The sequence below is a fragment of the Bdellovibrio bacteriovorus HD100 genome, assembly GCF_000196175.1.
In the GTDB taxonomy this organism is placed as follows: Bacteria; Bdellovibrionota; Bdellovibrionia; order Bdellovibrionales; family Bdellovibrionaceae; genus Bdellovibrio; species Bdellovibrio bacteriovorus.
On the sequence record NC_005363.1, the window covers coordinates 2458736 to 2472617 of the forward strand.

Here is a 13882-nt window from a genome sequence, read left to right on the forward strand (position 1 = left end):
AAATTCACATGGATAGTGCGTCTATTTAGCATTGAGAGCCTTCTCAATCTTTTCAAGACGTTTGGTCATTTCTTCATTTTTGCGCTCCAGCTCTCTGATCTTCAGGTCTTTGGCAGCATTGGCAGCCTTAACATCCAGAAGATCGCGATAAAGCTCCTGCACAGCTTTAATAATCGGAGCGATCAGCTCTGTGTATCTAACACTGTAGCTGTCGCTGTCTTCGTTGTGGGTCACAATGACATCACTTGGCTCCCCTTTAGCTTTGGCAATAGCCAGCTCTGCTTCCTGAGCAATGACTCCGTAATGCTCTGTAGCTCCTTGATTTTCATCTTTCCACGTCCATGAAACAGGACGTAGAGAGTTAACAAAATCCAGTCCGAGATCAGAGTCTTTTACATTCTTTTTCAAACGAGCGTCGGAACTCACATCAGGGGCATTTGAGAGATAGATATTGTTCCATCTTAGCGTGCTGGACCCGATGTTCTTTGATGCCGTTATATCTGGAGTGATGTTACCAGCAACTTGCAGCTTCGAAGTTGGACCTGTAACGCCAATACCAACATTACCCGCCGAGTCGACCCTTAAGCGCTCTGCGCCATTCGTAGTGACCGCAAGAGTGGCTGCATTTGGAAAAAAGAGTCCCGCAGCAGAGCCTGATCCAATGGCATGCTCAACAGCCGTACCATTGGGTAGAATAATTGAAGTAGAATAGTAAGCACTCCACGGAGTGAAGCCGACAGCAAGAGTGCCATCTGTAACCACCCCGACTCCTTCACCACCATAGTGATACAATCCTGTATCAGAGTTGGCAGAAAACGAGATTGAAGGAGCCGCTAGGCTTCCGTCGGCCACGCGTAAACCTCCTGCAACTTCAAGCTTTGCACTTGGGGTGATTGTCCCGATACCGACATTTCCTGTGTCAAATTTCCCGAACATCAGAGGTGTTTTGGCTGTCATGGAATTATTGGCAATAATAAACGTATTCGATCTCTGGCCCCCATCAACGCCGGCCTTGTAACCAAGGAAGACATTCCCATTCCCCGCCGTTAAACTTCCCGTATTTGCATTGTAACCGGCCTGGAAACCCAGCGACACCCCATAGCGAGACGCATGAGCTTGAGCACCAACCCCAACAGCTTCTGACGTAGAGTTAGAATTCCATCCGATGGAAACACCACTCGCCGCTCCGTTGGCAAAATAACCCACTGCAGTCCCTTGGAAGTTGCCGTCCGCAGAATCCCCGACGGCGACTCCTGACGTCGGGGCATAGGAAGCATGACCAACGGCAACCCCATTGGTACCGCCATCAGCATACAACCCCACAGATGTGTTATCCGCAGCCAGAGTCAAGTTGGGAACTGTAGCACCCCAGCCTGAAGAGATGTCCTTACAGTTTGCTCCAGCCTCATCACAGATCTCTGTCGCGCGAATGCCACCATTCACATCCAACTTAGACTGAGGCGTCGTCGTACCAATACCCACATTTCCATTATTCGCAATTCGCATGCGCTCTAGGTTAATTCCGGACTCTTTGGTCCAGAATAGCATATCATACTGGGCCGAAGCCGTATTCATAGTCCGCATTTTGATTCCACCACGATCATTTCCTCCCAGGCGGAACTCAATCTCGGCCGTATTGCCGGCCAGATCCGTGCTCTCATTGGATATAGCCACTCTAGTGTTAGTAGCTGCTTTGCCAACATAAAGCGGATAGGACGCTGAATTGTCATAACCGATACCAACAGAGAGTCCTGCGTTCGTATTGTTCCAAAAAAGCTTGCTGGCCCCAGACATCGCACCAGCGTTGTTAAACTGAATTTGCATGTCGGCCCCCGCAGGTGCGGCAGATACCCCCGTCAAGCCAGATCCGTCACCTTGGAAGGCCGTGGCTTTCACTGTACCGACAACATCCAATTTTGTTGTCGGCCCCGTCGTGCCAATACCAACGTTTCCGGAAGCACTTATCGTAAGCTTGTCTGAAAATCCATTAGTTCCAAATCGCAGGCTTCCACCAATTTTACGATTACTGAGGACCACGTCATTCGTGGCATAATCAACCAAAAACCCATCATTTACACCATCGCCGACAGTAGAATTGGTCAGTTGAATTCCACCACCACTGACGTGAAGCTTTCTTTGTGGACTTGTTAGTCCAATCCCCACGTTCCCCGTGTTGTAATAGATATCACTTCCCGCGGACGTCCATTTTGACCCCGTCGGGATTGGCGAGTTACAAACCAATGAGCTTGTCCCATCCGAAGTACACATGCTGTTGGCGGTGATGCCTGTTAGACCAATCAAAGGAACCTTGCCCGAGATTGTGCCGGTGTCTTTCGTTCCGGCTGTACCAATCCCCAAAGCTGTTTGTGCCCCTGCTTGTGTCGTCGCGCCGGTTCCGCCATTCGCCAATGGCACGGTGTCAACGCTAAAGACTGTGCCAGCCAGTGACAATCCTGTCCCTGCGGTGTAAGTGGTATTAGTATCTGTATCGGCAGAAGGCTCCCATGTGGAAGTTCCGTTGTTCCATTTTAGCACCTGACCATTCGTAGGTGCCGTTGCAGCAACAGAGCGATTCTGCAGTTTTTCAACTTTCATCACTCCAACAGTTCCTGTCACGTCGCCAGCAAAGGTTTGATTCCCCTGAAGGGCCGTACCGGCTGTTGTACCATAAGTCACCGTCGGTACCGCTGCCCAGGAAACATCCGTTCCATTTGTAGTTAAGTACTTACCTGCATTGGTGGATTGTGATGGCAACACGGCATTCGCAGCACCCGCTTGGGTCGTCGCCCCCGTACCACCATTAGCAATCGACAAGGCAGTGCCCGACCAATTGCTGTTGTTCACAGTTCCAGAGGTCGCAAGTGAACCCAACGTCATCCAACCCAAATTACCAGAACCATCCACGGACATCACCTGATTGGCGGTGCCTTGAGTGGCTGGCAAACGCAGAACATAGCTTGTTCCGATCGCTGCATTCGGTCCCGTCAAAGTGGCAGTGTTGGCCGAAGTCCCTTTGTATTCAGAGCCCTTGGTATTATCGAATATCAAATTTCCCGTAACCGAGTCACCGGCTTTGTTCACCGGAGTATAACCCAAAGCTGTCGTAATATCAGCAGCAGCCACTGCCGCTCCGCTGGTCACGCGGCCTTGAGCATCCGTCGTGACTTTCGTGTAAGTCCCTGCCGTGCCGGTCGCCTTCAGCGTCGGATTCGGATAAGTACCTGTCAGATCTCCACCCGCAGATCCAGATGGAGCACCGTTCACGCAAGAAAAGCTTGTTCCATTGAACGTGACATACTGATTTGCACCGCAGGTTGGGATGGTTTTATACTCCAGAGCGCTTCCCGCCCCATTCATTCCCAGCAATTGATTAGCCGTGCCTGCCGCGCTCAAGCCTGTACCACCTTTGGTCACAGGCAGAGTTCCCGTGACACCTGTACCTGCAAGACTGAGTTGAATGTCCTGACACTCAAACTTGTCTGTGATCGACGACCAACCCATTGTTTGGCTGGCAGTACAACTTGCAACATTGAATGCGGAGCCGGTTCCCAAGCTGTCTTTCAGTTCTGACAGCTTCACATAGTGGGGAACCCAACCAGTTCCATCCACATACTTCAGGAACTTTTGATCATCTGTCGCCAAAGCTTTCGCCACAGGGATCTCGTTGATTTTTACAACTTTCGGATTTGGCAAAGTTCCGCTTAGATCCTGCCCCAAACTGGTAGACTCCTGAAAAGCCCCCGTCGGAAGGGCCACCCATTGCAATTTACCAGCACCATCAGTTTGTAAAACCATGTTGGCATTCGCCGCATTTGTCATCGCAGGCCATTCAAGACTGTATCCAGCCCCGCCCGCAGGGTAAGTGAAGGTTAAATAATTTGATCCATTCCAGATTTTTAGGTTTTGCCCGGCAAGATTCGTAGCCGAAACATTCGTGCTCTGCACGTCCACAGTCAGGGTGCCTGAGGTGATTTTATTCGCAGGTAGCGCCGGGATATCACTGTCAGCCAAGGTCGTCCCCGTCGTCACGCGACCATATTTGTCAGCCGTAACTTTGGTATAAGTTCCTTGCGTATTAAGTTCTTCAAGGCTCAGAGTGGCTGCTCCTGCGGTGGCACCTCCGGCCAGACCGGCCCCCGCCACGACGGAGGTGATAGTTCCGCCACCGGCAACAACGGGCTGCCACGAGGCGTTCGTTCCATCCGTTTGCAAATAATAGTTGGTCTTTCCGGTTTGAATGGGAAGCAGATTCTGCAAGGCCGCCATTGAGGTTGTGGCTCCGGTGCCCCCTTGGGACACGGGGACTGTGTAAGCACTGTCCAGACTCTGCGCCACGACCGCCGTCAAAGCGCTGGTGGCAGTGACTGTTCCATCCGGATTTACGTTGGATAATAGATTTTCAAGTTTCGTCGTTTGCGCCAGCACCTTTTCAAGATTGGTCTGTGTAACCCCTTTCCCCGGGTCCACCTGCAGGAAATCACTTTCCTCCTTACCATTCAAGGTTTCGGAATTCACGGCATAAGCCATCGCACGCATATTAAAGTCAGCAAGCACGGGGATGCCATTAACAGCCAAATCAATTCGAAATTTTCGAACCCCACTGCTTGCGCCAGGATTGAAACTTCCACTGACACGCCCGCCCCCTGCCTCTATGCATTTTAATCCGCTTCGAACCTTGGAATTATCCATAACCTCGGTCATCGTGAAACCAGGATCATCTCCATCCGTGACTCCCTGACCGATGACCAGATTGATGTAACCATTGACTATGTTAACGGAACTGAATTCTTCTTCTCGTAAAATACAATTGTTCGCGGACAGGACCAATCCACGCACGCTGACACCTGCAGCAGAAGGATAATCCCCGCTGGGAAGTCTGATCACCCCCTGGAAGCTGATGCCTTTGTGGGTTCCCCCCGCAGCCAACGTGGATTGGCCTGCAAAACAGACTGCAATGGCACACCAATGAATGAATTTATTCATAGAACGCCCCTTCAATAACAACATTATTTGTCAGCACCTTTTGCTCGGAAATTTCGCCAAAGGCTCCGCGAACAACAACGCCACTCGCGGTCGTCACCACTTCGGACGCCACAAAATCCGGCTCGACTCTTTGAGCATCCACAACTGAGTTTTTATTCAAGTCGATGATCGAAGCCTCGATTCCGCAGCCAACAAGAAAAGCTGCGGCGATCATCGCGGTAATACATCTAAAGAAATCGGCCCTGCTGCAAACGTCCATAAGCCACCTCACATAAATGTATCGGAAAGGTATAAGTGGCAGCTAAGACCTCAGCGCCAAAAAGCGCTCCCATGGCGCGTCTATGGGGGAGCAAAGGCCACTTTAAAACTCGAGCGCTCCCAATTCCCCACCTCTGGGAGCGGCATCAGAGGCCGATTCCAACAAAATAATGACATCACCAGATGGGTTATCTATAAAAGATGTAATGTCGCCTCATTTGATTTTAAAGAGAATTATTAAAGAGAAACAGGCCCACAACCCTCGTGTGTCGCTGCGACGAATCGCTGCAAGGATGGGGATCTCTTCCGGGCGGCTGTCAGAGATTCTCAGCGAGAAACGCCCTCTCACCGCCTATTACGCCGATAAGTTTTGTGCCGCACTGAATCTTCCAGAATCGGATATCAGTGCGCTGAAAAGATCCCTGGCGGCACCGACCGACAAACAAACCTTTGGGCCGGTTTTAGAAGAGCACGTTGTTGAAAAGCTCGCTGACTGGAAACCCTACGCCCTGCTAAGCTTCTTCCAAACAACGATCTACGCTTCCCTTCGCCATCAACACGACACTCGCGAATCCCAAATTCAGGAAATATCAAAGCGTCTTAACCTAACAACACGGGAACTGACGGTGTTGCTCGATGCCATGACTCAGACCGGACTGATCGAGTGGGATAACAGCGCTTGGCGCCCGACTCATAATGAGGCCACGACCGGTTACGACATTCCCAGCCACGCACGAATGCAGGGCCTTATTGCCGACTTGCATCTGGCTCAAGAAAAAATCAAGAACATCAGTGTCCATGAACGGGATTTCAGCTCCATGACGCTGACCATGGATCCCAAAGATATTCACAAAGCAAAAAAGCTGATCCGTGATTTCCGCAGGAACTTTGTGCGCGTCATGGAAAAGGGTTCTAAAAAAAGCGTCCACCAGATCAGCATTCAATTCTTTCCCATTGTGAGCTCAGATGACCCGTCGAAGGAGTCTTTATGAAAAGTCTGATTTTTATTTTGTTGGCCTTTTCCAGCAAGTCCCTGGCCCTGGACTCCCGTCCTCAAGGCTATGAAAGAGGCAATGGTGGATTTTTGATGACCTGCTCAAGCCAGAGCTTTTTGGGAGCGGGCGTTTTCTCGGTGGATCATATCGAAGCCACCTATCTGCATGCATTGCCTGCCGCCGAATCCCTGAAGCTTTTGCGGGATGAAGTCGAAGTGGTTCGGTATATCCTGAACAAGCTGCACACCGTAAATCCAACCCGGGCGGAACTGTACACACAGTGGCTTCAGGAACTTTTGAATTCCCGGGAGTTTGTAAAGAACTTTGCCTTCATTCCCCTGCCCGACAGCAGCACCACCATGATTCCGGAATACTGCAAACAGGAGCAGGCAGCGATATTCATCACCACACCTGGAAAATCCAAACTGCGTTTCCTGTTCAATCAAAACCTGTGGGAACAAGCCTCCACCCTGGACCGGGCTTACCTGCTGCTGCACGAGCTGATCTACCGCGAAGCCCTGCTTGGTGAAAACAACCACACCAACTCTGTCGCCGCGAGATACTTGAATGCCTGGCTTTTTCATTCAGTGGAAGACCTAAACCAACAGGATCTGCTGGAGCTGCTGCGGTCGCTGCATTTTTCCCGCGGCGACTATAATGGTGTGACGTTAAGACTTTTTGTGCGAACACCCTCGGGAAACCTCACTGGTCTTCGCCTGGCACCGATCATTTACTTCCCGGGTTCCAGTAATATCCGCGTGGCTCCGCTGGCTGATTCCTTTACCGTTCGCATTGGCGAAGACATCTTCCACAGAGTCTGCAACGAAAGTTTTATCAACGAGAAGTTTCCAAGCTTTGTGGAGTTTTACCCTTCCGGAAAAATCAAAAAAATGGTGTTTCAGGCGACAGATGGAAACGTCCCGTCCAGCTACACCCCGGGATATCTCAAGACCCAATGCTCTTACAAAGGAAAGAACAAACTTGAATTTAATGAAAACGGGGAACTGACAAGTGCATCTTCGGTCCCTGAATCTCTGAGTGATGCTTATCTGGCGGACGTGGACTAGGAAGCCTAAAAAAAATGGCAGACATCCTTTCAATGCCTGCCATTTTATCAATTATTTTCTTTATTTTTAGAATGTTTCGCAGCGGATGGAACCCACACAGTAGGATGGGTGCACCTGATCGCCACACTGTTTACGAGTATTGTATTCAGCCTCTATCAATGATTTCCCCTCCCCTTTGAAAGTTTTTGCGTAACCTGTATCAGTCAACATACAAATAGCGCCTGCAATCGGACGATCCTGGCGTGGATCAGAGCACTTCACCGCCCCTTGGCAGTAGCTGGAATGCACCGCTTTACCACAGGCTTCGCGAGCCGCCGCTTCCGCCTCAAGTTTTATGCGGCCTTTACCCAAAAAGACTTTGCTGTATCCGGTGTCGGTCACCATGCAGGCCACCTCCGCGGCGACTGGCGGGTAAGGTTCCGGTCTTTGATTGTATTCCAGATTGGAAACGCGCTGGTTGATCTGACTGATGATGCCTTCCAGCTGATTCACACGGGTTTCAAGAATGCGGATGCGTTCCAAAGAGCGTTCTTGACCTCGCTCTTGTGCGCCCGCGCTGTTGGCAAAAAGAAAACAGGCAGCTGACAGACCCAATACCAAAGAATTTCTAATAAGTGACATCACAAAGACCCCCAGGTGTTTTACCTCTTCGCCCCATCGAAGAAGGTGAAAACAACTAGAGCAAGATCAAGGCCAACGCTTTCGGTGTCAGAGTGCCACCAAAATAAAAAAGCAGCGGCATTTCTGCACGCTGCTTTTTACATACTTTTTCAAGATAAAATTACTTGGACACGCGAGAGTTCAAAAACTCAATCAAACACTGAACCGGCTGACCGCTGCCGCCGCTGGCAAGCAACGCTCCATGAGCCTTGTCCGTCCAGGCATACACATCCAAGTGCGCCCATTTTTTTCCGCGCACGAATTTCTGCAGGAACAACGCGGCCGTGATGGCGCCGCCAAAGCCACCGCCAGAGTTTTTGCAATCCGCAAACGGTGAAGACAGGTCACTCCAGTATTTTTCAAACAAAGGCATGCGCCAGTTCAGATCCCCGGAACGCTGACCGGCTTTGGTCAAAGCCGCTGCCAGTTCATCATCGTTCGAGAACAGACCCGCGATTTCAGCCCCCAGGCCCACCTTGATTGCGCCTGTCAGGGTCGCAACGTCGATGACCAGTTCAGCTTCTTCCGCACCTTTTTGCGTGCAGGCCACATCCAAAACGTCAGCCAAAACCAAACGGCCTTCGGCATCGGTGTTGTCGATTTCAACTTTCATCCCGCTGCGGGCGGTGATCACGTCCCCCGGACGGAAGGATTTTCCATCCACCGCATTTTCAGCCAAGGCCAGATAGAAATCCAAAGGACCCGGATAGTTGCTTTCCGCAGCCCACTGAGCCAGGGCGATCACACTGGCCGCGCCACCCATGTCTTTTTTCATCAGGCGCATCGCTGAACTTGGTTTGATGTCCAGGCCGCCGGTGTCGAAGGTGATCCCCTTGCCGACAATGGCCACGGGCTTCAAAGCCGACTTCTTTGTCGGACGGTATTTCAGATGAACCATGCAAGGGCCGTGTTCCGCCCCCTGCCCCACAGCCACATGCAGACCCATTTTTTCAGAAACCAGTTTTTTGGTGTCCCAAACAGTGACTTTGGTGTTTTTCGGGAAGCCCAGGCGTTTGGTCGCCATTTCCGCGAAAGATTTTGGATTCAGGTCGTTCGGTGGCAAATTCACCATGTGACGGGCTACGTTGACCGCGCGGGCACGCAGCATTGCATCCTTCGCAACAGCCTTGTCCCAGGTACCCAGAGTTTTTCTCAACGCCACTTTTGGCAGATCAGCCAGCTGCTTGCCGTCAACAAACTGACGGAAGTTGTAAACTGCCACATCCAAACCCACCAAAGCGCCCAGATCCTGAGCTCCTTCAGTGCCATGGAATTCCATCTGAACGGCTTTCAGGTGGTGGGCTTTCAACTGGCTCACCAAAGTACCGAACTGATCACGGGCCCAGGAATAAGCCGCTTCATCAATCAGACCGTCATGGCCGACACTGGCTTTTTTACGCGGGCGAAGAATCCAAACCGGGCCGCTGCTTCCCGCAAAATACACAACCTCACGGTCGTTCTGCTTCAGGGACTTCACCTGCCAGTCCAAGGCATGCTCTTCAATCAGGGAAGCGAACTTCGCAGAGTCATCCACTCCCAGGAAATAGACAAAGCCTGTCATTTCATTTTTTACTTTAAGTTCTTTGCCGAAGTCGAAAGTTTCAATCCAGGAATGGAATTGAAGCTTCCCCGCCGCCTTTGCTGCTGGAGTCGCTTTTTTAGCCACTTTAAATCCTCACTTTTAGTTTGTGATTAGGGTGATATTCCGTAGAATCATAATATGACGTGGACAGAGACCACAAACCTAAAATTTTGCTTACTCAATGCAGAGAACCTGTTTTTGATGTTTGATGGAATCCCGTCCAAGGAGGCTCTGAACCTGAAAGAAGCTCACTGGCAGCGTCTATCCACCTCGGTCTATGAAAACAAGCCTCTGAAAAAGACTCAAGACATCGCCAAAGCCCTTAAAGAGATCAACGCCGACATCATCATGCTGTGCGAAGTGGGCGGGCTTGAGTCACTGAATAACTTCAACCTTCTCTTTATGGATGAGGCCTATTCCCCTTGTCTGATTGAGGGAAACTCTGAGCGCAATATCGACGTAGGCTTTTTGATCCGCAAAGGGCTGCCGTTCTATTTTGACCTTCAGTCCAACAAACACCGCCTGATCAATTACCTGTATCCGCACGAACGCGACAGCCTGGCCCACGGCTATCCGGTCAAAGGCGGCAAGATCACCACCAGCCATAAATTTTCCCGGGATGTGGTGGAGTTAAAGCTTTTCAAAAGCGACCGGGACAAACCCTTCATGATCATCCTGCTGACGCATTTAAAGTCCCGACTGGATCCGGAACGCATCGATCCAAACGGTTTTGAACGCCGCCAGGCTGAATTGCGCACTTTGATTGAAATCTACCAGGAACTGGAAAAGACCCACCCGCAGGTGCCGGTCATGGTGGCGGGTGACTTTAATGGCAATGCGGGGCTCACCGGAACCGATGAAGAGTTTAAAGACATCTACAACCTGACTTCGCTGCGCGACGTGTTGGAAGTGGCGCAGCTAGAAATCGAGGAGCGCGCGACCTTTTATCAAGTCCGCAATTCTTCGCGGGCCGACGGGCGGCAAATTGATTTTGTCTTCATCCCACCTCTGCTGCATCCCTATCTGAAGCCGGCTTCAGCCCATGTGCATCGGTACAAAGATGAGTTCGGCATGGCTCACGACATTCCCCGCAATATGGATGCCAAGTTAAGCCTGCCTTCGGATCATTATCCTTTGGTGTTCGAAATTGAGAAGCTTCCTTTGAAATAAGAAGCCAACATATTGACGTTTTTCACGGTCAAATTTATTCTGAATGTCACTATGGCAATGCAAAAAACTTCAATCCCTGATTTCCAGATCACCGCGAAAGTCGTCTACGTACCGTCTGAGTCGCGTCCTGATGAAGGCTACCATTTCTTTGCCTATAAAATTACTATCACCAACACAGGATCAACCCCTGCCCAACTGATGAGCCGTCACTGGGTCATCACCGATGCGTTGGGTAAAAAAGAAGAAGTCCGCGGCCCTGGTGTTGTCGGATTACAGCCTAAAATTCAACCTGGTCAGACCTTTGAATACGACAGCGCCTGCCCACTGACAACCTCCACCGGCAGCATGGTGGGACGCTATTTCTTCGTGGGCGAAAGTGGCGAAAGCTTCTCTGTGGAAGTTCCCGAGTTCTATCTGATTGCCCCTTTGGCACTGCATTAAATCCCTGCTGTTCCTAATTCGCTTTTGAACATTACATGGTCCAGTTTTCAGTTTTTGGCTGGAAATTGCGAAGAAACCCGTGCTAAACCCTCTGGCAATTCACGGGGGGCGATGAATGACGTGGTTTAAAAATCTCAAAGAGCTTCTGGGCCTTGAAAAACCCGATATGTGCCTGTGCATGGTCGTCTCTGAACAAGAAGGTGCTGAGATCTGGGTTGAAGGTCAAAGAACCAACTATTTCACCCCCAAACTGGTCGCGATCAAAAAAGATCATCCGGTGAAAATCACCGTGAAAATGATCGGGCACGAACCACACACAGCTGTGGTGAAAAGCTCGCACAATCTGACCTATTACTATTGCAACCTGGAGCGCATCCCGCTTAGACTCGTCAGCAATGAAGTCTATAGATCTGCCCATCGTTAAAAAAACAGCCCGCCTGATCCTGCGCCCCCTGGAAGCCACTGACTATGAAAACTGGGTGCAGGCCTATTCCAGCATGCGTCCTCCGCAAAATGAATGGGATGAAACGAACTGGGCAGAATCCGAACTGACCCCGAAGAAATTCAAAGAGCTTCTGAAGTCCGAAAAGGACCAGCGCCACCGCGATCACTTTTATTCCTTCGGTGTGTTCCTGAAAGACGACGGCACCCTGATCGGCCAGGTCAGCCTGATGGATATTTCCCGTGCCGTTTTTCAGAACGCCTATGTCGGCTATCGCATTTTCAACAACTATTGGGGATATGGCTTTGCCCAAGAGGCCACCCGCGGCTGCATCGACATCGCTTTTAAAAAATTGAAACTTCATCGTGTGGAAGCCGGTATCGCGCCGACGAACAAAAGATCCATCAAGGTGGCCAAGGCCCTGAAGATGCGCAAAGAAGGCTTAAGCAAACGCCGCCTGCTGGTTCATAAAAAATGGCAGGACATGGAAATCTGGGCACTGACCAAAGAGGAACTCTAACGACACCGGGTTATTTTTCTGGTTTGCGCAGACGCGCCTGAATCCGGGTGCGGTTTCGTTCGCTTAGAACTGTCTCTCCGGCCAGAGCCCGGGACAGCACACTCGGAGCCACCCCCAGAAAAACCGCCAGGGCTCGCAATGAATAGCGTGGATTTTTAGCGCGGCGACGCACAAGCTCTTCCCGGATATGCAACACTATTTCATCACTCATGAACAAAACTATGGCAAAGTTCCATAGACTTGTTCACTTTTTAACTTAAATAACCTAAATTTTAGCTCCCTCACTCAGCACTGGGAGCACCTTGGAACATCTGGAATTTTTAAAGCTTGTGCGAGACGAATTAGAGCGTCGGAAAATGTCCCGCCGCCATCTGGCCCTGAAGGCACAAATCCCCTCAGGTCGAGTGTCCGAAATCCTGAACGGCACACGCCCCCTTTCGCCCTACTATAAAGGCAAGATCACTCAGGCCCTGAAGCTGGATCCCAAACACTTTGTCCAAACCACGAAGAAGCGCGCAAAAATGCACCATCCCGACCGAATGCTCAGTCAGGACGAACTGCATTTTATCCGCGACTGGTACCACCTTGCCATTTTGAGTCTGGTGAAAACTCCAGACTCCAATCTGGACCCCGCGTGGTTCGCAAACCGTTTGGCCATCACGACCACCCAGGCGCGGTCCGCACTGAAACGCCTGCAGAAACTTAAATTGATCGAAGAACATCAGGGACGCTTCGTCAGAACCAACACCTTTCTGACCACCAGCAAGGACATCCCCAGTTCCGTGATTCGAAGCATGCACCTGCAGTTGATGGATCAAAGTCGTTCCTCCCTGGATAAAACCCCGGTGGAATTTCGGGATGTGTCGCACATGATGATGGCGATTGATATGAGCAAACTACCCCAGGCCAAAGAGGAAATTCGCGCCTTCAGAAAAAGAATGGCCAATATCCTTGAAGATGGAAACGCCGAGCAGGTTTATCTGCTGGGTGTTCAACTTGTCCCTTTGAGCAAATTAAAATAGGAGATTTTATGCACGCATTGGCAACTCTATTTATTCTGATTCTAGCCCTGCCTTACCAATCTTTTGCCGGCGACGAAATCTGCAACGGCGGTGACGTGATTGTATGCCCCCGCAAGACACCACGCCTTTTGGATCTTTACGAAAGAGACGTGATCTATTCTTACGGTGCTCATCCGCAAGAAGCCATGTGGTCGGCATTTAAACCTCTGCATATCAAAGACACGGTCGCAGAGCTGATTGAGCCACTCAAAACCACAGCCCCGGCACTGCACACCTGTCTATCAAGCTACATCGACAATGAATCCTTTTGGGAACAGATACGTTACCTGCCCGGCCATGAAATGCACAACGTGAAGGATGAAGTGTCCTATGTCGTGCCCGTGGGATGCGAAAAGAAACAAGTGGCCTTGCAGTTCCGCACACCACTGCACAAGGCCCCCCGCTATCTGATCAACCACGATATTTGGACCAGAATGAACAGCTTCCAGCAAGCCGGGCTGATCGTGCATGAAATTCTGCTTTTCAATGCCTTGCAAAGCCCCCACTGGAAAGGCAATACTCCCGCAGTTCGCCAGGCCACCGCGTTCCTGCTGTCTGAACAGCCCTCGGTGCTCGATCCGGCCGCCATGACCCAGGCGAACAAAGATCTCAATTTGATATGTCAGCCCTTCATTGCTGATCTAAAATAGAGGAAGTGTTGCATTTGCCTCATATGATTTCCTCGAGATTCCGAGAGAGAGAC

At 50.7% G+C, this 13882-nt stretch carries 13 protein-coding genes; 8 read left to right on the forward strand and 5 right to left on the reverse strand.

The window, feature by feature from the left end; all coding sequences use genetic code 11:
- Window positions 1–21 precede the first annotated feature (21 nt).
- Complete coding sequence (locus tag BD_RS11635; protein ID WP_041583577.1) at window positions 22–4983, reverse strand: tail fiber domain-containing protein; 4962 nt, start codon at window positions 4981–4983, stop codon at window positions 22–24.
- Window positions 4976–5197 (reverse strand): hypothetical protein, encoded by a 222-nt coding sequence (locus BD_RS11640; protein WP_011164950.1) that lies wholly within the window; start codon window positions 5195–5197, stop codon window positions 4976–4978. Before BD_RS11640 ends, BD_RS11635 begins: the two co-directional genes overlap by 8 nt.
- 250 nt (window positions 5198–5447) lie before the next feature.
- Here BD_RS11640 and BD_RS11645 point away from each other — a divergent pair, with 250 nt between their 5' ends.
- Both BD_RS11645 and BD_RS11650 read left to right on the forward strand, forming a co-directional pair.
- Window positions 5448–6233, forward strand: a complete 786-nt coding sequence (locus BD_RS11645; RefSeq protein WP_157865704.1) for a TIGR02147 family protein — start codon at window positions 5448–5450, stop codon at window positions 6231–6233.
- Window positions 6230–7303: a hypothetical protein gene (locus BD_RS11650; protein ID WP_011164952.1), complete on the forward strand. Its 1074-nt coding sequence runs from the start codon at window positions 6230–6232 to the stop codon at window positions 7301–7303. Before BD_RS11645 ends, BD_RS11650 begins: the two co-directional genes overlap by 4 nt.
- 66 nt (window positions 7304–7369) lie before the next feature.
- Here BD_RS11650 and BD_RS11655 read toward each other — a convergent pair whose 3' ends face one another.
- Both BD_RS11655 and BD_RS11660 read right to left on the reverse strand, forming a co-directional pair.
- Entirely contained in the window at window positions 7370–7924 is a 555-nt protein-coding gene (locus BD_RS11655) for a hypothetical protein (protein WP_038449782.1), read from the reverse strand.
- 160 nt (window positions 7925–8084) lie between these two features.
- Entirely contained in the window at window positions 8085–9629 is a 1545-nt protein-coding gene (locus tag BD_RS11660) for a M17 family metallopeptidase (protein WP_011164954.1), read from the reverse strand.
- 117 nt (window positions 9630–9746) lie between these two features.
- On the opposite strand from BD_RS11660, the gene BD_RS11665 reads away from it, so the two are divergent.
- From BD_RS11665 to BD_RS11680, 4 genes are all read left to right on the forward strand, one after another.
- Window positions 9747–10715, forward strand: a complete 969-nt coding sequence (locus BD_RS11665; protein ID WP_144313980.1) for an endonuclease/exonuclease/phosphatase family protein — start codon at window positions 9747–9749, stop codon at window positions 10713–10715.
- Between the two features lie 51 nt (window positions 10716–10766).
- Complete coding sequence (gene apaG, locus BD_RS11670) at window positions 10767–11156, forward strand: Co2+/Mg2+ efflux protein ApaG (RefSeq protein ID WP_080559028.1); 390 nt, start codon at window positions 10767–10769, stop codon at window positions 11154–11156.
- A 115-nt stretch (window positions 11157–11271) separates the two neighbouring features.
- Window positions 11272–11580, forward strand: a complete 309-nt coding sequence (locus tag BD_RS11675; RefSeq protein WP_038449787.1) for a hypothetical protein — start codon at window positions 11272–11274, stop codon at window positions 11578–11580.
- Window positions 11552–12118: a GNAT family N-acetyltransferase gene (locus tag BD_RS11680; RefSeq protein ID WP_011164957.1), complete on the forward strand. Its 567-nt coding sequence runs from the start codon at window positions 11552–11554 to the stop codon at window positions 12116–12118. Before BD_RS11675 ends, BD_RS11680 begins: the two co-directional genes overlap by 29 nt.
- Before the next feature lie 10 nt (window positions 12119–12128).
- Here the strand turns inward: BD_RS11680 and BD_RS11685 are convergent, their stop codons facing one another.
- Window positions 12129–12329, reverse strand: a complete 201-nt coding sequence (locus BD_RS11685) for a hypothetical protein (protein ID WP_038449791.1) — start codon at window positions 12327–12329, stop codon at window positions 12129–12131.
- A gap of 118 nt (window positions 12330–12447) precedes the next feature.
- On the opposite strand from BD_RS11685, the gene BD_RS11690 reads away from it, so the two are divergent.
- On the forward strand, window positions 12448–13140 hold the full coding sequence (locus tag BD_RS11690) for a TIGR02147 family protein (protein WP_231839161.1): 693 nt from the start codon (window positions 12448–12450) through the stop codon (window positions 13138–13140).
- A gap of 8 nt (window positions 13141–13148) precedes the next feature.
- Complete coding sequence (locus BD_RS11695; protein ID WP_011164960.1) at window positions 13149–13829, forward strand: hypothetical protein; 681 nt, start codon at window positions 13149–13151, stop codon at window positions 13827–13829.
- The last annotated feature ends 53 nt before the right edge of the window (window positions 13830–13882 follow it).

What these genes read in the sequence shown, in the direction of transcription:
- BD_RS11695 (WP_011164960.1), top strand. Translation starts at nt 13,149, where the DNA reads ATGCACGCATTGGCAACTCTATTTATTCTGATTCTAGCCCTGCCTTAC.
- BD_RS11640 (WP_011164950.1), bottom strand. Translation starts at nt 5,197, where the DNA reads ATGATCGCCGCAGCTTTTCTTGTTGGCTGCGGAATCGAGGCTTCGATC.
- BD_RS11650 (WP_011164952.1), top strand. Translation starts at nt 6,230, where the DNA reads ATGAAAAGTCTGATTTTTATTTTGTTGGCCTTTTCCAGCAAGTCCCTG.
- BD_RS11675 (WP_038449787.1), top strand. Translation starts at nt 11,272, where the DNA reads ATGACGTGGTTTAAAAATCTCAAAGAGCTTCTGGGCCTTGAAAAACCC.
- apaG (WP_080559028.1), top strand. Translation starts at nt 10,767, where the DNA reads ATGGCAATGCAAAAAACTTCAATCCCTGATTTCCAGATCACCGCGAAA.
- BD_RS11665 (WP_144313980.1), top strand. Translation starts at nt 9,747, where the DNA reads ATGTTTGATGGAATCCCGTCCAAGGAGGCTCTGAACCTGAAAGAAGCT.
- BD_RS11655 (WP_038449782.1), bottom strand. Translation starts at nt 7,924, where the DNA reads ATGTCACTTATTAGAAATTCTTTGGTATTGGGTCTGTCAGCTGCCTGT.
- BD_RS11685 (WP_038449791.1), bottom strand. Translation starts at nt 12,329, where the DNA reads ATGAGTGATGAAATAGTGTTGCATATCCGGGAAGAGCTTGTGCGTCGC.
- BD_RS11680 (WP_011164957.1), top strand. Translation starts at nt 11,552, where the DNA reads ATGAAGTCTATAGATCTGCCCATCGTTAAAAAAACAGCCCGCCTGATC.
- BD_RS11635 (WP_041583577.1), bottom strand. Translation starts at nt 4,983, where the DNA reads ATGAATAAATTCATTCATTGGTGTGCCATTGCAGTCTGTTTTGCAGGC.
- BD_RS11645 (WP_157865704.1), top strand. Translation starts at nt 5,448, where the DNA reads ATGTCGCCTCATTTGATTTTAAAGAGAATTATTAAAGAGAAACAGGCC.